This window comes from Gelidibacter japonicus (assembly GCF_010725055.1).
In the GTDB taxonomy this organism is placed as follows: Bacteria; Bacteroidota; Bacteroidia; order Flavobacteriales; family Flavobacteriaceae; genus Gelidibacter; species Gelidibacter japonicus.
The window spans coordinates 1-25,214 of sequence record NZ_BJKB01000028.1 but is presented as its reverse complement, the minus strand read 5'-3'; the positions used below and the strand labels follow the sequence as shown (position 1 = coordinate 25,214).

At 37.7% G+C, this 25,214-nt stretch carries 24 protein-coding genes and 1 pseudogene; 4 read left to right on the top strand and 21 right to left on the bottom strand.

From position 1 onward, the window contains the following. Positions 1-166 precede the first annotated feature (166 nt). Complete coding sequence (locus tag G6N06_RS18815) at positions 167-673, bottom strand: GreA/GreB family elongation factor (RefSeq protein WP_163518245.1); 507 nt, start codon at positions 671-673, stop codon at positions 167-169. Positions 674-945: 272 nt separating this feature from the next. Between G6N06_RS18815 and G6N06_RS18810 the strand changes: the two genes are divergently transcribed. Continuing rightward, entirely contained in the window at positions 946-2,121 is a 1,176-nt protein-coding gene (locus tag G6N06_RS18810; RefSeq protein ID WP_163518244.1) for a dicarboxylate/amino acid:cation symporter, read from the top strand. A 103-nt stretch (positions 2,122-2,224) separates the two neighbouring features. Here G6N06_RS18810 and G6N06_RS18805 read toward each other — a convergent pair whose 3' ends face one another. The 14 genes from G6N06_RS18805 to G6N06_RS18740 all read right to left on the bottom strand — a co-directional run bounded on the left by G6N06_RS18805 (position 2,225) and on the right by G6N06_RS18740 (position 16,672). Continuing rightward, a complete protein-coding gene (locus tag G6N06_RS18805) occupies positions 2,225-2,623 on the bottom strand; it encodes a GlcG/HbpS family heme-binding protein (protein ID WP_163518243.1) in 399 nt (132 codons plus the stop codon). Between the two features lie 131 nt (positions 2,624-2,754). Continuing rightward, positions 2,755-3,594 carry an AraC family transcriptional regulator gene (locus G6N06_RS18800; RefSeq protein ID WP_163518242.1) on the bottom strand — a complete coding sequence of 280 codons (840 nt, stop codon included), beginning with the start codon at positions 3,592-3,594 and terminating at the stop codon, positions 2,755-2,757. Positions 3,595-3,695: 101 nt separating this feature from the next. Continuing rightward, on the bottom strand, positions 3,696-4,202 hold the full coding sequence (locus G6N06_RS18795; protein WP_163518241.1) for a GNAT family N-acetyltransferase: 507 nt from the start codon (positions 4,200-4,202) through the stop codon (positions 3,696-3,698). Positions 4,203-4,337: 135 nt separating this feature from the next. Further along, entirely contained in the window at positions 4,338-4,763 is a 426-nt protein-coding gene (locus G6N06_RS18790; RefSeq protein WP_163518240.1) for a DoxX family protein, read from the bottom strand. 310 nt (positions 4,764-5,073) lie between these two features. Further along, a complete protein-coding gene (locus G6N06_RS18785) occupies positions 5,074-5,703 on the bottom strand; it encodes a DsbA family oxidoreductase (RefSeq protein ID WP_163518239.1) in 630 nt (209 codons plus the stop codon). Between the two features lie 159 nt (positions 5,704-5,862). Beyond that, positions 5,863-7,707 carry a PLP-dependent aminotransferase family protein gene (locus tag G6N06_RS18780; RefSeq protein WP_163518238.1) on the bottom strand — a complete coding sequence of 615 codons (1,845 nt, stop codon included), beginning with the start codon at positions 7,705-7,707 and terminating at the stop codon, positions 5,863-5,865. Positions 7,708-7,937: 230 nt separating this feature from the next. Next, a complete protein-coding gene (locus G6N06_RS18775; protein ID WP_163518237.1) occupies positions 7,938-8,507 on the bottom strand; it encodes an MliC family protein in 570 nt (189 codons plus the stop codon). Between the two features lie 208 nt (positions 8,508-8,715). Then, positions 8,716-9,645, bottom strand: a complete 930-nt coding sequence (locus tag G6N06_RS18770) for a TolB-like translocation protein (RefSeq protein ID WP_163518236.1) — start codon at positions 9,643-9,645, stop codon at positions 8,716-8,718. Between the two features lie 217 nt (positions 9,646-9,862). Then, entirely contained in the window at positions 9,863-11,023 is a 1,161-nt protein-coding gene (locus G6N06_RS18765) for a pyridoxal-phosphate-dependent aminotransferase family protein (RefSeq protein ID WP_163518235.1), read from the bottom strand. Between the two features lie 112 nt (positions 11,024-11,135). After that, positions 11,136-11,624, bottom strand: a complete 489-nt coding sequence (locus G6N06_RS18760; RefSeq protein WP_163518234.1) for a hypothetical protein — start codon at positions 11,622-11,624, stop codon at positions 11,136-11,138. 511 nt (positions 11,625-12,135) lie between these two features. Next, the gene (locus G6N06_RS18755) at positions 12,136-12,903 is read right to left on the bottom strand and encodes an SCO family protein (RefSeq protein ID WP_163518233.1); all 768 of its coding nucleotides are present in this window, start codon (positions 12,901-12,903) and stop codon (positions 12,136-12,138) included. Beyond that, positions 12,873-14,315 carry a cbb3-type cytochrome c oxidase subunit I gene (locus G6N06_RS18750; protein ID WP_163518232.1) on the bottom strand — a complete coding sequence of 481 codons (1,443 nt, stop codon included), beginning with the start codon at positions 14,313-14,315 and terminating at the stop codon, positions 12,873-12,875. The genes G6N06_RS18755 and G6N06_RS18750 overlap by 31 nt, the downstream gene beginning before the upstream one ends. A 23-nt stretch (positions 14,316-14,338) precedes the next feature. Further along, positions 14,339-14,893: a cupredoxin domain-containing protein gene (locus G6N06_RS18745; RefSeq protein WP_205334805.1), complete on the bottom strand. Its 555-nt coding sequence runs from the start codon at positions 14,891-14,893 to the stop codon at positions 14,339-14,341. A gap of 933 nt (positions 14,894-15,826) precedes the next feature. Beyond that, complete coding sequence (locus G6N06_RS18740) at positions 15,827-16,672, bottom strand: SDR family oxidoreductase (protein ID WP_205334804.1); 846 nt, start codon at positions 16,670-16,672, stop codon at positions 15,827-15,829. A 349-nt stretch (positions 16,673-17,021) separates the two neighbouring features. Here G6N06_RS18740 and G6N06_RS18735 point away from each other — a divergent pair. Continuing rightward, positions 17,022-18,038: pseudogene (locus G6N06_RS18735) on the top strand (TonB-dependent receptor plug domain-containing protein); the annotation flags it as partial. Positions 18,039-18,181: 143 nt separating this feature from the next. On the opposite strand, the gene G6N06_RS18730 reads toward G6N06_RS18735, so the two are convergent. From G6N06_RS18730 to G6N06_RS18710, 5 genes are all read right to left on the bottom strand, one after another. Continuing rightward, entirely contained in the window at positions 18,182-19,138 is a 957-nt protein-coding gene (locus G6N06_RS18730; protein ID WP_163518230.1) for a T9SS C-terminal target domain-containing protein, read from the bottom strand. 190 nt (positions 19,139-19,328) lie between these two features. Next, positions 19,329-20,138: a hypothetical protein gene (locus G6N06_RS18725; protein ID WP_163518229.1), complete on the bottom strand. Its 810-nt coding sequence runs from the start codon at positions 20,136-20,138 to the stop codon at positions 19,329-19,331. 167 nt (positions 20,139-20,305) lie between these two features. Then, positions 20,306-20,974 carry a hypothetical protein gene (locus tag G6N06_RS18720; RefSeq protein WP_163518228.1) on the bottom strand — a complete coding sequence of 223 codons (669 nt, stop codon included), beginning with the start codon at positions 20,972-20,974 and terminating at the stop codon, positions 20,306-20,308. Between the two features lie 376 nt (positions 20,975-21,350). Further along, positions 21,351-21,902, bottom strand: a complete 552-nt coding sequence (locus G6N06_RS18715; protein WP_163518227.1) for a hypothetical protein — start codon at positions 21,900-21,902, stop codon at positions 21,351-21,353. Between the two features lie 4 nt (positions 21,903-21,906). Further along, on the bottom strand, positions 21,907-22,158 hold the full coding sequence (locus tag G6N06_RS18710) for a hypothetical protein (protein ID WP_163518226.1): 252 nt from the start codon (positions 22,156-22,158) through the stop codon (positions 21,907-21,909). 391 nt (positions 22,159-22,549) lie between these two features. On the opposite strand from G6N06_RS18710, the gene G6N06_RS18705 reads away from it, so the two are divergent. Both G6N06_RS18705 and G6N06_RS18700 read left to right on the top strand, forming a co-directional pair. Further along, entirely contained in the window at positions 22,550-23,107 is a 558-nt protein-coding gene (locus G6N06_RS18705) for a transposase (RefSeq protein WP_163518225.1), read from the top strand. A gap of 52 nt (positions 23,108-23,159) precedes the next feature. Continuing rightward, positions 23,160-23,414: a hypothetical protein gene (locus G6N06_RS18700; RefSeq protein WP_163518224.1), complete on the top strand. Its 255-nt coding sequence runs from the start codon at positions 23,160-23,162 to the stop codon at positions 23,412-23,414. A 1-nt stretch (position 23,415) separates the two neighbouring features. Here the strand turns inward: G6N06_RS18700 and G6N06_RS18695 are convergent, their stop codons facing one another. Next, the gene (locus G6N06_RS18695; protein ID WP_205334803.1) at positions 23,416-24,846 is read right to left on the bottom strand and encodes an exonuclease domain-containing protein; all 1,431 of its coding nucleotides are present in this window, start codon (positions 24,844-24,846) and stop codon (positions 23,416-23,418) included. Positions 24,847-25,214 lie beyond the last annotated feature (368 nt).

The window sequence follows — 25,214 nt, the reverse complement described above, 5'->3', positions numbered from 1 at the left end:
TTGTGGTAAAGCCTAATCAGCTTCGTCAAAACAGATCCAAAAAAAGAAGCGATAAAATAAATTTTGGTTTATTTTATCGCTTCTTTAAAGTAATCACTAAAAATGAGATGCTTTTTCAGTGGCCTCCTTTAATGGGTCGTGTTTTTTTGTGTAGCTCTATATATTTTTATGTAGGATACACAATGTCCATAATTTCAAAAGTCCGATCTTCTTTGGCTAATTTCAATACGACGGTGTCGCCAACTTTCTTATCGGTCAAGAGCCGTGCAATTGGCGAAATGAAAGAAATTTTTCCTTTAGAGATATCGGCTTCATCGACGCCGACTATCTGATAGTGTTGTAATTTTTTATCGTTTCCAATTTTTAGGCTTACCAAAGCCCCAAATCGCACTTCATCTTGTGGCTGCTTGCTGAGGTCAACAATTTTTGCAGACAGAATACGATTATTCAACAATTGTAATCTTGCGTTGATATGATTGGTTGCAATACGTTTTTCCTTTTCGTCGGTGATATCCAAGTTATCTCGTTCTGCAATCAGTTGCTCATTTTCTGATAGCAGTGCGTCCATGCCAACTTGGGTCACGTAATTGGTGACACCTTCGGGTAAATCGGCTCGTGGTGCTACAAAAGGCACCTCTTCCTGATCATCTTCTCTTACAAATCCTCTGCTCATGGTTTATTTAATTTTTTAGTAGTCATAGTCAATATTCTTAAAATTAAGGAATTTAAGAGGATTTCCAAAGTTGGAATCGCTCTTAAATATGGGGTTCAGGCTAATCAAATCAGTGTTAATTTTAAAAGGCTCTTATTCAAAATGAAATATCAAGGGTCTAAAAAAAAGATCATTATAAATCTGATCTTCTCTGACATTGACAGTATATTAGCAAACTCAATATTATCTACAAGGAGACCGCCTCAAAGGTCTAAAAGTAATATGCATGTGTTATGAAGCGATTATTTTCAAATTTACTGTTTAAAGTGTTTGTGGCCATAGTCTTAGGGACGGTTTTTGGACTGTACTTACCTGAATCCATCAATAGAATATTCACGACCTTTAATGCCTTTTTTGGACAATTTTTAAGTTTCTCCATTCCATTAATTATCATGGGATTGATTATGCCGGCTATTTCTGATTTGGGGAAAGGCGCAGGTAAATTATTATTGATAACAGCGGCCATTGCTTATGGATCGACCTTGTTTTCTGGGTTTATGACCTACTTTGCAACATCTGGGATTTTTCCGCAACTTTTGGAATCGAGTGTTAAGAATACATCTGAAATCGCCGATTCCGGCCCAGAATTAATGCCATACTTCAGTCTCACCATCCCACCGGTTATAGACGTCATGACAGCATTGGTTTTAGCATTTGTGATTGGATTAGGCTTATCACATCAAGAAAATTCCAGTTTACAGTTGGTTGTCAAAGATTTCGAAAAAATCATCATGCAGTTGATCACTTATGTTATTGTACCGCTTTTGCCACTTTTTATATTGGGCATCTTTGTAAGTATGGCCTTTAGTGGTCAGGTGTTTTCAATATTCTCCGTATTCCTGAGTATTATTGGGGTCATTTTTGCCTTGCACATTTTGCTGCTTTTACTGCAATACACCGTCGCTGGACTCTTTACAAAAAGAAACCCGATAAAGTTATTGGCCACAATGATGCCCGCTTACTTCACGGCATTAGGGACTCAATCTTCGGCGGCTACCATTCCGGTGACCTTGGAGCAGGCGATAAAAAATGGCGTTTCAGAAAAAATTGCAGGTTTTGTCATTCCGCTTTGTGCGACCATTCATTTATCCGGAAGCATGATGAAAATTACCGCTTGTGCCATGGCATTGATGATTTTACAAGGAGTGCCTTTTACTTTCACGCTTTTTGCTGGATTTATATTTGTCTTGGCAATTGCTATGATTGCAGCACCTGGAGTGCCTGGGGGCGCGATTATGGCAGCTGTTGGTATTTTACAGTCCATGTTAGGATTTAACGAGGAGATGATGGGCTTAATGATTGCTTTATATATTGCAATGGATAGCTTCGGCACCGCCTGTAATGTTACCGGTGATGGCGCTATTGCTCTTGTCGTAAACAGGATAACAAAAGAGAAATTAATAGCTTAAACTTTGTGAATTTCCAATCTCCAATTTTTTGCCAACTTCGTTGTTAATGAAAGAGGATAACTAGACTATAATTACCCTCTACATATCTTTAATGCTTCTGCTTTTAGATGCTTGTCGCTCCGGCTTCTGCAACGGCATGATCATTTTCAACAGCACTTCCACTAACGCCTATGGCACCAATGATTTCGTCTTTTGAGTTTTTAATTGGGATACCGCCTGGGAAGGTGATCAATCCGTTATTGGAATGCTCAATATTATAAAGCGAACCTCCTGGTTGTGATAATTCGCCAACAACTCCAGTATTCATATCGAAAAAACGTGCCGTTTTTGCTTTTTTGATAGAAATGTCAAGAGAACCTAACCATGCGCCGTCCATTCTGGCAAATGCCACTAAATTTGCACCCGCATCTACAATGGCGATGTTCATTTTTGTATCAATGGCAACAGCTTTCTTTTTTGCAGCTGCAATGGCCTTTTCTGCTTGATCTAATGTAATATTCATAATGTCTTTGTTTTATTAGTGTTATTGTTCAAATGCAAATTTACGATCAAGGTTGAGGTATATAGTTACCATATGAGTTCAATAGCTTATGAAAACGGGTCAGATTTAAAGTGGAAGATGAAGAGCTAAACTTATGAAGAGGTTTCGCTCGGGCTAAAGCCGAATTTATTTTTAAAGGCAATACTGAAGTTGGACAAATTGTTGTATCCAAAATCCAAGTAAATTTCAGAAGGTTTTAAAACACCTTCTTCCAAAGTCTCTTTTGCTTTTTGAAGCCGTTTGTCCTGTAGCCATTTCCCGGGAGACACGTTATATTCACGGATAAAATGACGTTTAAAAGTGGACAGGCTCATATGGCATAAAAAAGCAATTTCTTCCAATCTCAGATTGGAGTGTATCTTACTTTCAACAATTTTTTTAAAGGGCGAACTTCCATCCGCAATTAAGGATTGCAAATAGTGTTCAAATTTTTGACCATATTTCTGGATGAGATAGAGCATCAATTCTTCAAATTTCACAGAAAGTAGGTTCTCCATAAACATTGCGGGAGCATTGCCAATCGTGTTTAAAGAATTCAAATAGGAGGTTATATAGCTGTCATTCCGAATGATAAAATAAGGACTGTCTTCCTTTGCCATGACGGCATGATCGGTATGTTTTTCTAAAAACTCTTTCAGTATTTTTTCCGAAAAGAATAAGAGTTTACAATAATAAATGGCTTCTGTTTCGAGTAATTCTGTCCATAACCAATTCCCTTTTTTCAGCAGTAAGGATTGGTCTTTGTTTACGGCTACGGAGGTGCCTGCAAAGTGGACTTGTTTTTTGCCTATTTGAAGAAAACTGAACATATTCATGCTTAAGTTGACCTTGCTTTTAACCACGTCACTAGTCATTTTAAAGTCATGGACGAATAAATCTGGTTTCTCTGCTGACTTCGGAAGGTAGATTTCAGGGATGTTTTCTATTGGCATTTATAACTGTTTTCAGTTTCGTAAAATACGATTTTAAAAGTTATAACTGTAGGTATTAGAGCCATCTTACCGCCTTCTTAACACTATTTTGCTCCAATACCTTAGATTTTCATCTCAAATAAACTAAACGGACCTGTCTTATAATGTTCAGGTAAATCACTGGTCCACTCAATGTCTCGGATGCCTTTATGAACAAATCCAGAGCGGATATAATAGTTGTTTAATCTGTCATTTCCACTATGGGTATCCATTCTGATAAAATCGATATCTCTTTCTTTTGCTAAGGATTTGGACCATTCTATAATCTTTTTCACATAAGAGCGGCCTCTATAATTTGGGTGTGTCGCAATGCGATGCAAATAGATGGCCTTATCCTGATCTGAGTTGTCCCAAATGACGGGGTCTTCAAAAGTAACAACAAAAGTGGAAGCCATTTCATTGCCTTCCATAATCTTAAAATGCCGATTCTCATTGATTTCCTTTTCAATGAGTGCGCGATCAAATCCCCTCCAACTTTTGTTATTTACCGTTTTTTGATAGGCAGTTGCGGCATCGTATAAAGTGAATATGTCGTTGATATCTGCAAGTGTGCTAAGTGTAATGTTCATTGAAAAATAGATGTTTATAAGTTGTTCTAAACAGAGTTTCATGGTTAATCTATAAACGATTTTGTGATACCGATGAAGACCTGTCGTAATGATTGAATCGAGTGCTTCATTTAGCAGATTCCGTCTTTTATACCCTTACTTTTTATGTCTTGCTAACAATGTATCCACCTCCAAATATTTTTCTTTTAAAAGACTTAAGGCGAAGGCCGCTGCGGAGGCGCTAAGTACTGAGTAGTCAAAAACGCTCTTAATTCCGATGGTGAAGGTCATTGAAAGAGCAAAGATCAAGAGTAGAAACCCACTCAATTTTGCAAACAGTTCCGTTTTAAATCCGATGATCAGGAAGATGGCAAAGATTATTTCTGCCGCTGTGGCCATAGTTCCCACCGCTGGTATTAAGGCTTCGGGAACCCACGGATTCAATACTTGTGTATATTCCAAAAAACTATCCCAATCTCCCCAAGCAGAATTTTCTTTGGGCCACATGCCCAATCGGTCTGCAGAAGCCGATAAAAACCCGATAGCAATGGCAAGTCTCAAAAAGAGCTTGATTATTTTCATGATATTCAATTTCACTTAGACTTTTTTTAATCCACCCCATATGTTTAAAATGTACTTCTGCGTTTAGCTGGTGGGTGAATTCCCATGTTTGCCAAAGGAAAAAACCTGTCCGGCATTAACTTTTAAAAATACGAAATTCGGTAGTGAAATCCTACTTAAAAGCATGAAGTCAAAATGAAGAAACCAAAGTGGCAAGGCTCAACAATTGATCAGTCAAATAGGTAAAAGGGATTTTTTTTTTGTTCTTAATTAACTAAAACAGCAAGTTGTTTCTTCCTATCCAATCAAAGGAGACCATTTATTAAGTAAACTACTCGCTATAGGCTTTCTCTAAAGCTTCCAAGAAAATTTCTTCCGGTTGTGCTCCAGAAAGAGCATGTTTATTATTGAAAACAAAAAAGGGAACTCCAGTAACGCCTATCTGTTTGGCTTGGATCTGATCAGCAGCGACATTTTTATCCAAAGCCGGATCTTTTAGTTGCTTTTCTATGTCTTCTGCCTCAAATCCTAAGCTTGTTCCAATAGTAACCAAGACATCCATATCATCAATGTTTTTTCCATCAGTAAAATGTGCTTTCAATAACAGCTCTTTTGCCTCGTTTTGCTTATTGATTTTTTTGGCAGCATGCATTAATTTATGTGCATTAAAGGAATTGGCGACTACAGCTTCATCCAAGTTAAACTCTATCCCCACTTCTTTGGCCATGGCTGTGGCATTAGCAAACATTTGGGATATCTGATCCTTGTTGGCTCCTTTGTTTACGAAATAATCTAATGTATTGATCGACGTATCGGTGCGTAGGTTGGGATCTAACTCAAAACTTTTCCATTCCACTATAATGTCGTCCTTATGCTTAAATTGCGACATGGCGTTTTCTAATTTTCGTTTTCCGATATAGCAAAAAGGACATCTGATATCCGACCAAATTGTAATTGTCATATTCTTTAAATTATTGATTAATGTTAGTAATTATTGTTTATTGTAACCGTATGATGGATGTTTTGAACCTTGATTTGCCAAAATGAATAGCTGCATTGTCCATCATACATTGCTATCCTACCGTAAAATTAGTCTTGAATCTGTTAATGCTTACCAAAATCAGATGTTTTCAACAAAGTCTCTAAAGACCTTTTTATGACCTTCAAGATCTACTTCTGGCGCTAATGAAACTCGTACAATATAATCTTTGTCGCCTTCTTTGGTCGTTCCTTGCGTAGAGGTGGCGGGAATGGTCCAGTAGCAACCTTTAAGCTGCCCATAGCTGACACAGAACTTACTTTCATGGGGGATTTCGGTAATCATTAAATTGATTAATTTCAAGTTCAGGGCCCTTTTATATGCTTCCCGTTCTTCGTCAGAAGCTCCTTTGGTGGGAAGATCTAACGAAAACACCGATGGGGTAAAACCTTGTTCGGCCAATTCTTCCGATACAAAATTGATTTTTGCTGTAGGTAAGACGTCATGGATAAAGTTGACAAAGTCTCGTGTGTTCTTATAGGCATCCTTAATTCGCTGATTCATGGAAGGCAGTTGCTTGGCCAATATTTCCATTTGAAGGTCCGTAGCCTCATTATCACATAGGCCTAAATGCAACTCTATCTTGTCCATCAACGCTCCCGTTTTTTTATTTCCTACACAGTAGCCCGCCGTACACAGCCCGCCACTTGGGAATTTTGATCCGCTGGCGTAAGAGATGGTCCGCACGGTGGAGAGGATGTCCTCATCGCCTAAAAAGTGGACATTTGGACAAAATGTCTGATCTAAAATAAACACAGGATCGATAGCCAAGTCTCCACTTTTGGTGTGGCGTTCTTGACTTAAAACCTCTTTTAATTTTGTGAGATCTGGAACTTCAACCCTTGGGTTTGTTGGGATTTCAGCAATGATGTAAGGAATGGCGTCTTCCGTGGCAAGCTTATCCAAAACCGTGGCGATGCTTTCCACCATATTGTTGTCACCATCCACCAATAAGTCAACTACATCGACCTTATCAAGGCAAGCAGCAACGCGTCTGGCTTGATCATTGGTGCCACCGTAACAGTTGGGAGGCACAACAAATTTGATGTCTTTTCCTGGATGTTGTTCTTGGGCATCGTGAATAAGTCCCATCATAATCGCATACTGCATAGATAGTCCGCTTGAGGCCACTAATACTTTTGAATTACTGTTCGTAATTTGATTAATGGTCTTTACAACCTCTGATTTGTTGGCTTCAACATCAGTGTTTTGAGGAATTACAAACGATTTGTCAAGAAGCAAATTTAAGGCCGAAAGACAATTGTCGGGTGTCATGGCAATGGTCTCTCTTCTTCTCACATGCTGAATCTCTGAAACATAACTGTCGTTTTGCTCCCCATTGACCAAGATCACACTGCCAAGCTGTGGATGTGAAGAAATGTAAAAGTCAATAGTAGGGGAGAGCTTCACGTTAAGAAATTGGTCGTGTTGTGAAATAAAAACCGAACTGCCCTCAAAAGGCGTGATGTCCTCTGTCCTTTTTACCTGTTTCAACTCGAATTGATAGCCATAAATACGTCGAAGGAGTTCAACTTCAAAATGGTCGGGTAATGCATCGGTATAAAGAATCTGAGTGTTTTTACCTGCTAATAAGTTTTTTCTTAGAATGGCTAAAATCGGTGCCGTCCTTGATGAAAAACTGATGACGTTCTCTGGCTGTAGATTATTTGAGTGGGCAATTTTCCATTCCAGAATACAAGATAAAGGATGGCCAAGCCGAATATAGTCGTAAGCAGTAGGAAGATTATTTAGTGCGGATGTTTCATAATTATTAGCTTGAAATAAATTCTCAAATTCATTCAGGAACTGAGTTTTCGCCAGTGCTTCATCATATATATCAAGGCGATGTGTGGTGATCGTCAACCAGCCAGATGGCATGTTTTTTAGGACGTTTTTTATATAATCACCTCTTTTTTTGTCTTCCATAAATTTGTCTTTTGATAGGGCGAGAATATACAATAATTCGATGGGTTTTGAAAAGCCTCATCGGCGGATTTTTATTTGTATTTCTAAAGGTTTTATTGAGTGTTTGGTGGTGTTGGTTGCGCTATTAAAAGCGAAAAAAATCCTTCCATTCCCAAATCCGGGCAGGAAGGACTCTTCGTGTTTTGATCATATTAGCCTGGCTGATAGGACAGACCATGGGTAAAACAGTTTTAGTTCTTAAATACGGTCTTGCCGTCTTTGGTCAATTCAAGATTGTCACCTTTTCCTCTAAGCTCATAACGGTCATTTTTGTACCAAATTCCTGAGGCAGCTTTTTCACCAACCAAATCAATTTGTTCGCCGCCATCCAAATATACTTTTACTTCATTAGTGGTATTGTTAAAGGTCATATCCAGTGTTTGTCCTTTTTCGTTTTTTAGTGAAGTTTTTACAATATCATCGTTATGCTTAAAAACTACCTCGCCGTCTTTTTTCAACTCTATATCGTTGCCTTTTCCTCTCAGTTCATAAAGGTCGTTGGTGTACCAAATTCCCGACGCCGATTTTTCTGCAACCAATTCGATGGTTTCTCCTTTGAAATCTAAAGTGGCAGTGCCTTTTGTATTATTAAATGTCATTTCTAAGTGGTTACCGTCTGCGTCGGTCGACGTACTTTTTACGATATCGTCAGCAACTTGTTCTGTGGTGGTTGTGTCAGTGTTTTCTTGTTTTGGTGATTCTTTACAAGAGCTAAACCAGAATGCTGCTAGCATGGTCATTGTTAAAATTGTTTTTGTCATTTTGTTCTAATGGTTTTTTGGGTTTTTGTTTTTTTCCCTTGGGAAACTTATAATTCAACTCTGTCCCGTTTGTACAAAATCTATGCCATTGAACCCATTTTTTTGTAGTGATTTTCATTGTTTTGGTTGATGTCTTTTAGCCTCTCATCTTGTGGGATTTACGACTAATGGAAGCAGAGGATTGCTCAAATAAGCGACAGGATGGTTTCTAATTTAATTTAATAGAAGTCGAATAAATTTTACTCAGGCCGTTTGGATTGTTTTGAATGTAGCTTTTAAAATCGTTGATGTCCTTAAATTTCTTTGAGGTGATTGTTTCTCGTCTGCTTGTAAAATATAAAAGCTGATTATCCTCATCGTAAAAAGGACAGTATTCCATATATTTTGAATTTATGGGAAGGCCCATATTTGTCGCTTTCTGCCATTCGCCGTTCTGGTCTTTTTTCGAAATGTATAAATCCCCACTGCCATGGCCATCTTTTTCATTGTATTTTGTGAAAATTAGAAAATCCTCCTTTTTAGAGATGAAGGCGTTAAATTCATAGCCATCACTGTTGATATTTTCGTTTAAAAGCACAGGCTCTATATATTGTCCATCTTCCCACTTCGAAAAATAGATGTCGTCTTTTCCAAGGCCTTCGGGAGCGTCCATCGTAAAATACAGATTGTTATTGTCGCTTAAGGTTGGATAAAATTCGTCTAAATCTGAATTGACCGGCTTTCCCATATTCTTAGGCTCTGACCATTGGGCTTCTTGATGAGGTCTATCGACATACCAAATGTCAAAATCCTTTTTCTCCTTGGAGGAATCATCCAAAGGTCTATCAGAAGCAAAATATAAGCGATTGCCATCACTTGACAAAAATGGTTCCAAATACGTAAATGCATCACAAAAAGGTAATAATTCAGGGTCTAACCAGTCGTTGCTCTCTTTTTTAATGACCGCTATTTGTGAAATGGCTGTACTTGGACTCTGTAAAGTGAAAAATGCTTCGTCCCCATCTCTTGAAATACAAAAATCCCGCACATTAAGAAACTCATTCAATTTGTTATCAAAATGTACCAGCTCAGGGTCAGTTTGCGCTGATAAAGAATTTAGAAAAAGAAGGGTTACGATAACGATGTTGTATCTGACCATGAGTAAAGCGATTTAAATAGTAGTTTTTTTATGTCACCTACCGACGAGGTGGGCCTTTTTGATTTTTGAAGGCTAAAGATAAAAGTAATCTTATTCTGTCAAATGTTTTTTATTGAATTTTCAGATAATTTTTTGCGAGCGCGGCATAGAGCTACCTCTACAATCTGCCAGAATTGGTATGTGTGGAGGTCAGTAGTCGAGTGTTTGGCAGAGTCGGTCAGAAGTGCTTCAATATTTCGGCTGTTCCCGATCCCAATTCATGTCTATGTCCAGAATTCTTTAATACGGTTTCAATAGCGCCTATGGTGGCCAATAAATCACCTTTGTTGACTGATCCCATATGTCCAATTCTAAAATATTTGGATTTCAATTCGGGCAAGAGACCTCCAGCCAGTACAACGCCTTCCTTGTTGACTCCTTGAAGGAAAGTTGCAGGATCTATTTGGCTTGGGTAATAGGGAGCGGATAACGTATTTGAAGCGATGTCCTCGTTTTTTGACAGCACTTCCAAACCAATGGCTTTGAGTGCAGCCCGCATGGCTTTTCCTGCTCTTTGGTGTCGGTCAACACGCTGGTCCAAGCCTTCCTTTACAATAGCTTGTAAACTTTTTTCCAACGCCATGATGAGATTGACCGGCGGGGTGCCAAAATATGAAGCCTGTTTGTTTTCGTAGGCTTTCATGATTGGCAACCAATTGGCCCAATCGCCATAATAATTGGCCACAGGGCTTTTACGTTGTTCCAAGGCTCGCATCGCATTTTGGGAGGCCACCAAAAGAGCCAGTCCCGGAGGAACACCTATGGCTTTTTGTGAGGCAGTAAGAACTACATCAATGCCCCATTCATCTTGTTTGATGTCCTCACCGGCAACTGAACATACGCCATCAAGCACCGTCAGCACCTTATGCTTTTTACCTAAGGCACCAATCCGTTTGGCATCATTCAATACGGCGGTGGACGTATCCACATGGGTAAAGGCTAACAATTTATAAGTTTTGGATTGGAGTTGTTGCTCGATCTGTTCCATAGGGACAATGTCGCCCACTTGAGCTTCTAATATATCTACTTCAGCACCATAACGCTTTAAGATTTCAGCAAAGCGCAACCCGAAGTAGCCCGTAGAGACCACAAGAGCCTTATCGCCCGATTCTATGAGGTTAGCTGCTGCCATATCCATGGCAAATGTTCCTGTTCCTGCCACGATGAATGCTTGACCAGATGGACTTTGGCAAACGTCTTTCAACAGTTTTAGGCAATTCGAAAAAGCAGCAATAAAATCTGGGTCCACGTGGCTTGGAGTGGGGATTGCCATGCGTTGTAGCACATCGTTTTCAAATTCTATTGGCCCCGGTATCATTAGTAATTTTCTCGATTTCATATATACTGATTGGATTATTAACTATGGTTGGATCGTTGAAACGTAGGGAATTTCAATACTGAATCTCTTGGCCATTGAGAAAGTAATGGCTATCACAAGAAGACTTGTTTTTTTATTTTATAGGTTCAAAGCCCTGATTGCTTGAAGGTGGCGTATCGGGTGTCTTTATGAAAATAAACTCCATTTCTACGGCACGATGACACTCGTTGCATGCGTTGGTGAGCGAAGTGTAACTATTATTGAATAAGGCGGCGTTTTTTTGGTCAATGGCCTTGCTGATACTATCTAACGGCGGCATGATTATGCCCATCAATTCGGTTTCCTTTCGTCCTTTATGAAACTCCTCGATATCTTCAATGGCTTCCATGATTTCGTGTACTTCAAAGTCGGCAAGATCCCAGTTTTCGTTTTGCCCAGCAAACCATAGTTTGGCGTGATGTGCCTGTATGCTCCCCATAAAATCTCCGAAGCCAGGTTTGTATGTGTTGGCCAGTTTGATTTCCAAACTGTTGATTTGGTCTTGTAATTCTTTGGTGTTGTCGGTCTGCTGATTACAGGATACAAGACCTAATGACAATAGGATTAAAAGTGTTTTTTTCATTTTAGTGTTTGTTTGATGTTTGCTAGTAGGTTATTGTATGGCCTCTGGCGGCTTGGGTGTAATACATTCAGGAGTAAAACACCTAATTTAACAAATATAAACTGAAAAGAGAAGTCCTGTCTGCCGAAATACAGACATACAAGATTTGCAGGTAGGCTCGCGCATTGAATTTAATTGATACTTACCATTGGGTTTTAACACTCAGATGCTTGTCTCAACCTGAAAAGACAATACCATATTCAAATCTCATGGGTGTGTCCGCCTTTGTCGGTCGAGTGGGGCCCTAAGTTCTTGATTTGAAGTTGTTTTAAAACATGGATCCAAACGTATTAGAGGCTAAAATTACTTTTGATTCTGATTGGAGATTTTATAATATAAACTCTTATTTAAATTCCGACTAGTCTGTAGGGATATGGAAACAATAAAATCACCTTCCTTCAGATGAGGTGATAACATAAATAATTTTAATTTGTGACTTAAACATTTAAAACCATCAGACATCTTTTGTTCATCAGGATGATTCTTCTAATTCAGATGCTTTAGATCTAACGGAAAAACCGATGACAATTAGTATTAATACCGTCAAAATAGCGGGCAAGGCGATAAATAGAAGGCCCAATCCAAGTTTGTTCTTTCCTGTTTTCGGATCGTAATTAAAGCAAGAGAACAATACATTTTTATTAGGTAAGCGATAGGTTGGCGAAAAAACATTATTAACGCTTGCGATCAATAAATCCAAGTCGTGACCTCCCCTCATTCCTATTAATTTTTTTGTGATATATCCCTCATTATTTACTCCGACCAATAGGGCATCATGATCATATTGATTTCTTATACTATCCCAAACGGGATAAAAACTGATGGATTGGTTTAATTTTGGAATACTGTCCGTTACTGCGAAAATCCATTGGTTATTATCTTCCAAAGCAAATCGTCGAGCCAGTAAATTCATATCCTTTATGCTATCCCTAGGATCAAAACTCATCACCAAAACATTGAATGAGTCTTTCTTGGCTTTAAACTGTAAACTTTCCTTTAACCGCAACAAAAATGGATTGCATACTCCCGTACAGCGCGTAAAAATAAGTACCACTAAAAGGGGCTTTGTGTTATAAAGTTCGTGTAATGGTGTTGGTTGAGTTTCATCTAAAATTAAAGGGGCATCATATATTTTTTCATAGATGTCACTTTCCTCTTTCAGACTTGGAGAAACCGTTTGGGCAGATGTTGTCTTGAGAAAGCTGATGGTCAGGATGATGAAAACAATATTTTTAAACATCTTTTAGAAATATTAAAGAAAAAAATTAAAATTGCGATAAAATAGATGGAAGCAAAAGCCGCCCCAATAGTAGCCAAAGACGCTCCAATAGAAAGTTCGGAAGGATAGATACTGTACCTGCGCGGTATTGATTCCGCTCCACCAATATAAAAGGCAAGCAGAAATCCGATGCCACCTATTAAAAGTAGGGCCAAGGTCAACGTCGTACTTTTCTTTACTTTGGTTTTGTCTGAAAACTGAATGGAAAACCAGTAGAAAAACCCGAGACTAAATAAAACATTCCCCATAGCATTATAGGTATGAAAATGTGCAGGAACCCAAAGGGTGTTGTGCAGGACGATATTGTTGGAGATGGTGGAATCGATTACTGCTGCCAAACCACCGATGACCCATCCTATAACGCCAATAAAAAACAACAGATTGGTAAGCGACCATTTTATTCTAGTTCGATATACGGCAATAAAAATGCTGAATACCGTAACTCCTGCAGCTGGCAAACTTGCAAAATAGGATGCTAGTTGTCCAATAATTTGAAATCCTTGGGGTTGTACAAAATCCATATATAGATGATGGAAGAAAGCGGTAAGGATAAATACCAATGTACAGTTCCAGGCTAAGGCGACATACCATGTTGTTTTCCATTTTGGTCTTCCGCTTACTTCTGAAAACAATTCATAAATAACCGCCAACCCTAAATAGAGCATTTCATTGGCGATGGTATGTCCAAAAAAATAAGTAAGGTTTTTCATCAATAAAGCATCATTTACAAAATTGCCATTAGAAAAGTATTCAGCATAAAACAGGACAAGCAATACCACTGCCGCTAGTAGACAAGCTATGACCCCAATGAGCGTAATCATGGAAATGAGTATAAAGGGAGGTGTTTCAACTGTAGGGTTCTTTCTTAAATGCTGCCATGCCAAGGCTTGTGGAATGGAATATTTTTTGAGTATCTGAGTCATTAAGCTGATGCTCCAGATCAGCCAACCAATGCCCAATACTGTTAAGGAGCCTAAGAACATGAGGGTTGCCCATGTTTCAGATCCCATTTCTTTAAAGGGTAATGGGTAGAGAAAAGTCCACGCCGAATGAAAATGACCTATAAATGTGGAAGCCCAAAACATGAGTATTCCAATCACTGTTAATACCAAGGCAAGAACATTTACGGTATAACTTGTTTTTACATAGCGCTCCATAATATAATTGACTGCTGCCATGCCTGCCACAAACCAAATACCAATCATGGTCAAGCCATGTGTAGTCATATTTGAATAAAAGGTAATTGGGGATTGACTAATCACTTCACCTTGATTGAGTCGCATAAGAATACCTAATACAATACTGACAATAAACAAAAGGAGTACGGAAATAATCCAAACAGATGTGATTTTATTTAATTTTATTGATGCCATTACTATATATGTTTTACTGATTTTTAGTTAACCATAAAAGATGATCTCATGACCTGATGGGCCATACCACAATATTCCAGACATAAGATTTTGTATTCTCCAGGATCTTTAAATTTATATCGGAGGCGATTAACATAGCCGGGCATGGCCTGTACTTGCGTAATTAATCTGTTTGAGCTATCATAAAGGGCAAAACCATGGTTGACATCCAAGCTGGTCACTCTGAACTCGACCAGTTCATTAATCGGTAATTCGATATGGCTTTCTCCTGAGGGATTTTCGGGGTCAATAGCTTTCTCGGATAATATAAACTGGAATTGAATTGCAGACACATGGATTACCCTTGCCGGTGTTTCATCTGCAAAAAGATAATAGGGCGATTTTGGAATGGTAGCCGTAATGAAAATACAAAGGATTACAAATAGGATGAGTGAAAACCAAAACCTCTTTTTTAATGGATTGGACATGCCTTTTTCTTCTGCTGCTGCCTTCTTTGAAGAAATAAATATATAAGTAAAGACAATAGTAGCTATGCCAGCTAAGACCAAGAACAATACAAAGATTGATTGTTGTTGCATAATAGATATGTTTAATGTTAGTGTGTAGTTTTTATTCCCACCAGCGGATTTATTTTCTGGTGTTATAGTTTCCACCTCCTCAACAACCAACCAGAAGGAAGATTGTGATTAAACCGTTAGGTTATCTTTCATTAAATAGTATAGAGCTAATTTGCATTATCTGTGGTGTAGATATTCAAACAATAGGCACATCCACGTGTTGAAGAAGCTCTTGTTTTTAAAAGAGTAAAAAAGTATTTTAAATTCTGAGTTTAAATCTGTTCAGTAGTAGGTTCAATTTATGATCGAAGGGAGCCAAGGTTATGGCTGTGACATTCATGAAATTCCAAGCTGCATTTCTCTGTTACTTGAATCACGGTCTCTGACGGTATTTTGGTCAACTTAGTCTTGTCTGCTTTATTTTTACTAATTCTATTATTATTGGCAGAATCTTTAACGAAACTATCAGGTCGTGTCTGTTGTATTGCTACAACCGCTTATATGCAGAACTGTGGTGGAATTCAGGTTTAAATTCTCTTTATTAAAGTTCATCTGGTGTTATCGATGAAAATTACTGGCAATTAGTGTGGTCTATATACACGCTTTTAAAAACAGCTTTACTGCGATATAAATATAACCAAATTTTTTATATCGGATAATTTTATCCGATATTATTTTTATAAAAAAACAAAGATTAAATATCGGTCCCCATCTGAAAATTGGCGATAGGAAATAAATAAGCTTTTGTTTATGATGAACTCGGCTGCCAAAGTTTAGATGTCCCGTAAGGAAACCATGAAATAGACTTTGATTTTATGAGACTTTTAATGGATTTCAATATTCAAACTGTACTTAAATAAAATTGCTATAAACGATAAAGCGATGGACAAAAAAAACAAGAAATCATTAAGTTGATTTATCATGATTATCGAATGGAAGCTGGTGGATTTAATTTCAAGAGGGGATATTGGTTAGCATTTCACCCACTTCCCATAACTGGGTGGCTAACTTTTGGTCGTAAGAGTCTTCAGATGACTTGACTTCTTTCTCATCTTTAAAATAGCTTCCTGTTATGTTGGCGACATCAGGTGAAGTGGCAAGATAAATGGAAGTGGTTGAACCTTCTGATGCGTTTATTTCATTTCTCATCACCAACCGTCTGATATAAAAACGGAGCCAGCCATTGTTTTTTCCAAAATTTGTAGCGACCAACCCCGGGTGCAAGGCGTTGACGGTGATGTTTGTGCCTTTAAGTCGCCGAGCAAGCTCATAGGTGAAAAGGACAAGCGCCAATTTCGATTGTGCATAGGCATTAAAGCCATTGTACTCTTGTTTTGATTGGAGATCATCCAATTGGATTGTACCCTTATAATGTGCGTCGGAAGACACATTAATAATACGGCCTTGGTCACTTTCCTTCAGTAGGTCGATCAGTAAGGATGTTAATAAAAACGGACTGAGATAATTCAGGGCAAAAGTCATTTCATAGCCATCCACACTTTCATATCGTTGGGATTTGAAATAGGCCCCCGCATTATTTACCAACACATCAATACGGTCATATTTTTCTTTAAGGATTTTGGCCAGATGATAGACCTGTTTTAAATCCGAAAGATCAGCACAAACATAATCAACAAGTGACGCCTCTGTTAGTTGCCTTATTTGCTTAACGGTGGCACTACATTTTTTTTTGTTGCGACCAACAACAATAACAAATGCGCCTTTTAACGCTAAGGACTTAGCAGTTTCCAGACCAATGCCTGAGGTTGCCCCAGTTACAACACAAATTTTATTCATCATGGATTTAGTCGAATCACTCATAGATACATCAGATTAATATAGTTTATCCACCTTAAATGATACTGTTTTTAAGGCATGGGTAAATTTAGTAATATTTGATGATTACCAAGAATTTAAAAGGACCGGTTCCAAACTAAAATTATATTTCAATAGCAGGAATTGAAAAATCTATATTGTTTACCCTTATATACAATTGAAAATGGTAAAAGCCTACGTTTACGGCAACAGTAATGATGTGATTTATTGGGAATGGAACATTGGAAGCAGCTGCTATGCCAAACCAAATGATACCAGGGTTATTTTCTTGCCTCCATCTTGCAGTAATGTAACCGCGAATGTTAGAGCTTGTTATGACGATGCCGAATTTGATATAACGGAAAAATTTCTATTGAGTGCAGCGGCACGTTTTGAAAACTTTAGCGATTTTGGAGGTACCATCAATGGGAAATTAGCTGCGCGTTTGAAAGCTTCCGACCATATCAATATTCGAGGCTCTGTCAGTACAGGCTTTAGGGCTCCATCTTTGGCCCAAATCTATTATAACCTCAGGTTTACTAACTTTATTGGCGGCGTTGCCAGTGATCAGTTATTATCGCCAAATAATAGCCCTGTGACCGCATCCTTCGGAATCGGGCCTCTTACAGAAGAAAAAGCCTTTAACGCGGCTTTGGGTTTTACGGCATCCTTCGGGGAGTTCAGTGCAACTGTGGATGGCTATTATATCAATGTTAAAGACCGAATTGTTTTGACGGGCAATTTTGCCTCTACCGACATTCCAGGAGTAGATTCTGCGCAGTTTTTCACTAATGGTGTCGATACCAAAACCACAGGATTGGATGTCATCTTGTCTTGGAAGACCAATATTGGAGAGGAAAGCAACTTTGGAGCCACATTTCTTGGAAACTTCAACGACATGAAAATTGATAAAATTCTCAACGGCACTTTAGACGAACAAACCTTTTTTGGAGAGCGTGATAAAGCATTTTTATTGGCTTCTGCGCCCGACAGTAAATTGAGTTTATTATTGACCTACAATAAAAGTTGGTTTGATGCTGGCCTGACCATGACACGATTTAGTGAAGTCAAGTTGTTGGATTGGCAAGCCGAAGAAGATTCTGCCGATTACGGCGGATTTGCCGCTAAAATACTTGCCGCAACAGATACCTATGGGGCAAAAATGGTGACCGACCTTAATTTAGGTTTTAAGCTATCAAATAATTTAAAATTGAATGTGGGCAGTAATAACCTGTTCAATGTCTATCCAGATCAACAGGACGACTGGACTGAAGGTGGCGGGTATTGGGATGCTGTACAGATGGGATTTGGCGGCGCCTATTACTATGCCAAAATGAATTACAGGTTTTAATTCCTCAATCGGGATTTAATTCTCAAGATTTTAAACATTTATAATTTAAAGAAAGCCGAGCACACTGCACGGCTATTTTTGTTGAGCCTCCTGTCAAAAGACCATGTTTACTTTTCCAAAATGGCGATTGTTTCAAACGACAATTAGCGCGGTTTTGAAGACGGATTTAAAGTCGTATTTGGAACCACTGGGTTTAATGTTTGGGCATCAATTTCAATACCTAATAATTTGGCTGGAACCTTTATTTTTATGGGACCAAGGGAAGCACTGAATTTTTCGTTGGAAAGATATATACGATCCGTGGTTGGCGTCATTTCAAAAAGCGCAATCCCTTCCACTTGATATCCTAAAGAGACAATATCCACTATTTTATCAGATATTTTACCTGAGAATATATCCAAACTATTTACGGGTATATCGTGGATCGTGTACATAAATGGTGCTTCAGAAGTGCTGTATCCAATAAGATAAATGACCTCTTCATCAGGAGAACTATCGGCGCCTGTAATAAGTCCGTTGGTATTGTAGCTACTCACTAAAACAGCGCTATGGGTGCCACTGGTTTTCGGAATGGCATAAACATTCGTTTTAAGATCTACCCAGTTTTTGGTGAATATGAGAAGTCGATCACCATAGGAAATAAGACCTTCAGCATCCCAATTGGTCATGTTTGGGCTACGCGTAAAATCAAGTTGATCGGCATAGGAATAGCTTATAATTTCGGCGGTAACCTTACCATCAGAAGTGTTGTAATCTGCTTTGGATATTTTATAGATCTTCAGATCTGTCCTGTTGCCTGAATTATTGCCAATGTCGCCAATATAGATATAAGCCGCGTCTTGGGCAATATCTTCCCAATCGACGTTGGTAGCATTGGTTATGTCAACCGTTCTTGTGATGGCGCCGGTGGTGGCGTTTATTTCATATAATTGTGCTTTGCCGCCACTGTCGGTATGTGTAATGAGGGTGTTGTTATAAAAGAGAAGACCGGAAGTTTCGTCCAAAGCAGGTGTTTCTAAGGTGGTGATATCTTTGGCAATTTGTGGGCTGGCCGTTAATATGCCAAACCAAAGGAGTAGGAGTGTTGCTATAGGCTTCATTTAATTTAAGGTCTGTTTAGTGACTACTTAGCTCAGTGTTCTCAAGTATATAACTCAATTATTACGCTCGAATTGCAGGCGCTCGGGATTTTAAATGCTGTGCAAAGGTATTTTACTTCAGATCAAATCAACTATAGCACTCATTGCAAACCAGCGACAGCGATGACCAAGCCATGCCTTATCCTCGGTTTTATTCTAAATTATCTTTGTTTATCGCACAAGTTATAGACTTCATCATCGTATTATATAAATCGTTTGATAACTTATTATACGTTTCTTCTGTCTCTTTTTTATCAAACGACAGATCATTCCATGAACCCATTCCACCAAACACAAAGGCTTTGCTCGCCGACATCAACAGTTGTTTGTTCTTTAAATCATAATTGTTCCAAATGATTAAGTCATAATGGTAGAAGTCAGATTCTGGATTTTCATTTTCAAGAGTTTCTTTGGCGTTTTTAAATAGTCTCACCCAATTTTCTGTGGTTTCTTGATGAGCAAACTCAATGATATTTTGGAGACAGGTTTTTAAATCTTCTCTTGTTTGGTTTACGTCAAATTGTTGATTTAAGATTGGGCGTTTTTCCATGGCTTTTAGATAGGTGACTTGCCAAGGTTTTCCGCCTAAATTCTTATCGTGATTCCATCTGCTTATCCAAAAATCGGAATGTGTCGGATAAATTGTTTCTATGTACCAGTTTCCGCCACCTCCAACCATCCCAGCCATTTTATATTCATCTTCTTTAACTTTTTGATAGTAAAGACGGAGTTTATTACAATTATTGGATTTTAAATGCTCGAACCATTCCATTGGATTTTTGGAAACAATAATTTCTTTTTTAGAACTGAAAAAATTCTTTTTTTTCAGTTCTCTGAAGTCAACAAAATTGCAATGTTGGAACGTAGAGTTTTTGGGATAAAAGCTTACCGTTTTACCATGTTTTAAATAATCATTCCCGAAAGAGGTCATTGCAATAGTTTGGGCTAATATTCCTGTCATTTGCGATTATATTTAGCTTGTGTAAAACAAAGAAAATGATTTCTCATTGTTTTATAAGATGATATTATCAGTGTTTAGGTGGTCTTCAAATTTGCGTCTAATAGTGATGGTGTGGTTTGTTGCAGACAATTGTAATCAATGACAATAACAATCCGTAGCTTATCCCATCATTGTAAGTCGACATTGTTTTTTTCCAACACGATGGTTTTTACATCTTTTAGGGTCAGATTTTTTATGTCTTCTTCAGAAAGTGAAAGCCCTAATATCTCGTTGATGTTTTTTCGGGACAACAATTTCCAATCTGAGTTTGAATGTCCAAATCCGTGTTTAAGTTCTAAGTTACTTGTATCAGTAATCAGGAGTTTTACTTTTTTGCCGTCCTCTGAGATCCAGTTTTTACCCCATTTTTCCGTTTCCTTTATTAGTACACCCGTTAAACCGCCACCATAATTCGCGCCTCCACTTGAAATTATTGGACTCGTATCCTGATCAATGATAAGGGCGCAAAATTTACCAATAATATCTGCTTTTAAATACACTTCTGGGTTTTGTAAATCTCGGCTATATCGTAAATTGAAATAATAGGTCGTATCGAGTTTAACCGCCCAGGGAAAATTGGCGGGTTTATTTCGTTTCCCAGTCTGTTCGTCCACCAATTTGGATATTTTGATATAGTCTTTCTCATGCTTTTTAATAACAGGCACAATTTTTTCTTGTCCACTAACCCTATTTTGAAAATCAGATGTGGATAAATAATATTGAAAATCAGTTGTATCCGCCTGTGCTATTGCTTGGCTGAAGGTTAACAGTATTAAAAATGATAGAATTGTTTTCATAGGTTTTATAGTCTCGACAAAAGTCAAATTTAGTTAATTATGGCATGTCAAATCTATCAATTTAATCAATAACTAAATTTATTTTTTTCGTCGGATTGAGGAATTGGGGGGCAATAAAAATAGAACCATTATGAGTATTAATATACAGACGAAAATGGCACAGTTTGAACCGAAATGCCTGGCACTATGATACCGAAATCAGTGGCACAAATCGAACCGAAGTAACCTAAACTTTCCTATAAGTAGAACTACGTATTTTTAAAGCCAGGCCATAGGCTATAGTGGCCGATAGTGTTGGCGGACACGGGCGGGACGCTTGCCCAAGCGAGGTTACAAATTGTGTTGTTTTTAAATCTCAAAGGAGAGTAGGTGGTTTCTAATCACAATTGTCATTGAAATAAGAAACAATCTCATACACCTCTCTTTTTTTAAATTCTTTGTTTTCGATTTTTTGAGTCAATGATGGACAAGAACTGAAAAGTTCTAAATGTTTATTTTTCAATTTTGCACCAATTCTTGTGAGTTCATCGTTTATTTTGATAAAATAAATCGTAGAGCTTCCACCTCCAAAAGACATTCCTCCACCAGCAAAACCATTAGGAATTGTATGGCCTGGATTGTACACTTCATTGCTATATAGACTTATTTTACCTTTAATGTTCTCGTTAAGAAGTCGAGGAGTAATTTCATTAGTGTTCTTTACATACCTATAACTTTTTCCATTGAGATCAAATCCATCAACTTTATTATAATCATAATCAATTGATTCCGAATCATTATCTGATTTGAATTTTATACCGCCAAATGTTTTTATTTTAATCAGCCCTCTTAAAGAAGTACTATCTTTAAGAAATAGTGTTCCATTATTATATTGGGCATTAGCAAAAAAGAAAGAAAATATGAGAAGTAGGGTAAGGGCTTTTTTCATTGATTTAGTCATTAAGATTTTTAATAATTCGATTATTGTCGTCAAACCATTGGCCCTGATTAAACTTTATCACCCCTAATTTTGAATGATAAAAGATGTTGCCTAGGTCTGAATGTTGTTCTATCCCTACAACATAATCAGGGACACAAACGCCATTGTCGAGTTGTGTATATCCTTTGTCACAGAGGTCACTATCACAGCTTATAAGAGCGATGCCAGCTATCGAAGTAGCTAACAAATAATTCTTTTTTTTCATATTTTTAGATTTTTGGTTGGTGTTAATTGTAATTTATATTCATAAGAACTAAGAGCGCTGACCTCTGCCATTTCAGCGCCAATAGAAGCAAATATCGTTACTCGGTTTTATCGTTATCTCATTTACGGATACAAATTTCCGACCGCCAATCTACTGCCTTTCCCTCAACTATCCTATCATTGGAGCTACGAATTTTTAAAGCCATTCAATGGGTTATAGGGACCGATAGTATTGTTAAGCACAAATGGGACGCTCGCATTTGCCGAGACAAAATCGTTTTATTTAAAAAATTTTTCGATATTTTCAGCTGTTGGCGCTCGTTTGCAACGAGTGCCCGCAACCCATTCCCGCAACCTATTCTCACAATGCAAACAAGTTGTATATTAGATACATGAGTAGAAAATATAAATTCCATAACAAAGCAGGTCTCTATTTTGTGTCATTTGCTACCGTTTATTGGTTAGATATATTCACAAGACAGGTCTATTTTAACGTATTGGCAAACAGTGTGACTTATTGTAGGGCACACAAGGGTATGCAGCTTTACGCTTATTGTTTCATGCCAAGCCATGTGCATATGGTATTCCGATCATCTAATGAACGACCTATGGAATTATTGAGAGACTTTAAAAAATACACGTCTAAAAAGCTTGTTGAAACTATAGCCAATAATTCCCAAGAAAGTCGAAAAGAATGGTTATTATGGCTATTGGAGCGTGCAGGAAAGAAATCAAGTAATGTTTCTCAGTATCAGCTTTGGCAACATCATAACCAGCCTATCGAGCTTTGGACTGACAAAGTCATAAAGCAAAAGATCAATTACATTCACAATAATCCGGTCGTCGTCGGTTTGGTCACGGATCCGGTACATTATAAATACTCAAGCGCAAGGAATTATCAGGATGATTATAGCGTACTTGAAATTGATGATCCTGGGTTTATGGGTTAAGATTAGGATTTAGTGTGGATAAGCTTCTCAGAAATATAGGCTATGGCACTCGTTGCAAACGAGCGCCAACGGGGGGAAAGAGACGTATGAAAAATCCAGCGGATTTGTTCATTTCTCAGATAATATTTTAAGAGCTTCTAATCTTGGAGACCCTTCAGCCATGACGCTTAGCCATTCGATTAAGGTAGGCAGTGATTTCATAAATGATTTTGATAAAAAAGTTGCTTGTGTGCAAATGATTAAAATTACAGAAGGAATCTTAGGATTTATCAATAAATGGATTGAGCAAAGAGAGCAAGGGCATTAGCTTAAACATCTTCAATTATGCCTTTGGATGACACAAACTTATTATATCCGTATAGATTCATTAAATAAAAGCAATCTTTTAAAATCTCTACATCTATTAAAGCATTATGCATTCCCTTGGGCGGTTCATCCTTAAATAAGGATTCATACATCTCAGTGAGCTTAGGATATTTTCCTCCAAAAAATTGGGAATATTTTTTCATGGTACAATAAATTTGGCAACCATTTCTGAAAGGGTTGCCCCACCTTGCAGCTAAGGGGTCCTTTGATGCTTTTTCCATAAATCTTAGATGTTCAACATCCAAAACGGATATATCAAAATCTGCGTTATGGCAGACAATTGGTATGTTCTCTCCTCTAAATAAAAGTTTCAATAGTGCTTTGTCGAAGGTCACTCCTTCCTTTAAAAGTATGTCTTGTGAGATGCCTGTTAAATTTTCAATTTCTTTAGGTATTGAGAAACCATCGGGTTTTATATAGTATGAAAAGATTTCTGAATTTCGACCATAAGTATAAGAAATCTGGATTACGTGCGGATAAGATTTATAATCGAGGTAATCTTTTATTAAGCCAGTAGTTTCTATATCAATAAATAATGGCGAAATATTTTGATAATAACGTGACCCATCAAATTCAGATAACAATTTATCTTCATTATAGCCAATTACTGTGCGAATAGTCTTCCCTGAATCGCATTCGGCAATTAATCTATCTTCAATTTGTGAGGCGTCGAAAACTGAAATTTCTGGGTAGTATGAATGTGAAGCATATATGCACTCAAATAGCAATTTATTTATTTTGACTTTTCCTATTTCTCCGTGAATGTCCTTATGATAGGTTCCACAATATTTTGTTATCAAAAGAAAAATATTGTAAACGGATACAGTTGAAGGAGCTTTTGAAGGGAAATCAACGTTTATGAAAGAATAAGAATAACCGTTGAGTTTAGTTGGAGGTAAAACAGAATGGTTCGCCCAACGTAATTCTATTCTGCTGAGTTTATTTTTAAATTCTTCATTCGATTTAAGTGAAAGAACGCCTTCGTTTAGTTCTTTATTTGTAATAAATGGCAAAGCCCAGTTAGATTCAATATGAATGTGATAACCTTTAGGCGTTTTTACTGCCCATTCATAATCTTTTGGTAGTCCAAGAATATTTAAGGCATCACTTAAAATATTTTCATCACTACAATTGTCTATGTCAATACACCTATTTGTAAACCCTAAAGCAGTCCCGATTCCGATAGCAGTTTTCCAAGGCAAGTCAATTATTTCCTCCTTCAAAGGGTTTCTGACTTGCCAACGTCTCCACGAATGACATGGTGATTTTTCTGGATTCTTTTCTGATATATTATACTTCGTTTTTAAATACGATATACACGTTGGCTTTAGTCCCAATTCGAAATACTGTTCTGCAAAATATTGGTAGCTCATATAGCACTAAGTTCAATTATTTATATTAAAAAGCTTGGATTTTGCTATGAAGGATTGATTCTTGTTCTGTCCAAGATTGTATGCTTAAATTGTTATTAGGGTGTGTCCAAAGGGTTACCCATAACGGTCTCGGCTATGAGTAGTTGCGTGGGTTAGCACTTAGCTTTGCAAGTACACACCAAACTGAAAATCCGCGAGGATTTTCAGAAGTAGGCGAGAACCAGCAATTACTTATAGCCATTGTGTGTGCCCAGTATGGGCATCTTTACCTTACTGCAAAGTAAGGTATTAATTTAGAGGGTGCAAGTCCCTTATGCGCTGGAGTAACGTCTGGAAGCATTAGTAAGTCGCAAGGGTGTTGACCGTGA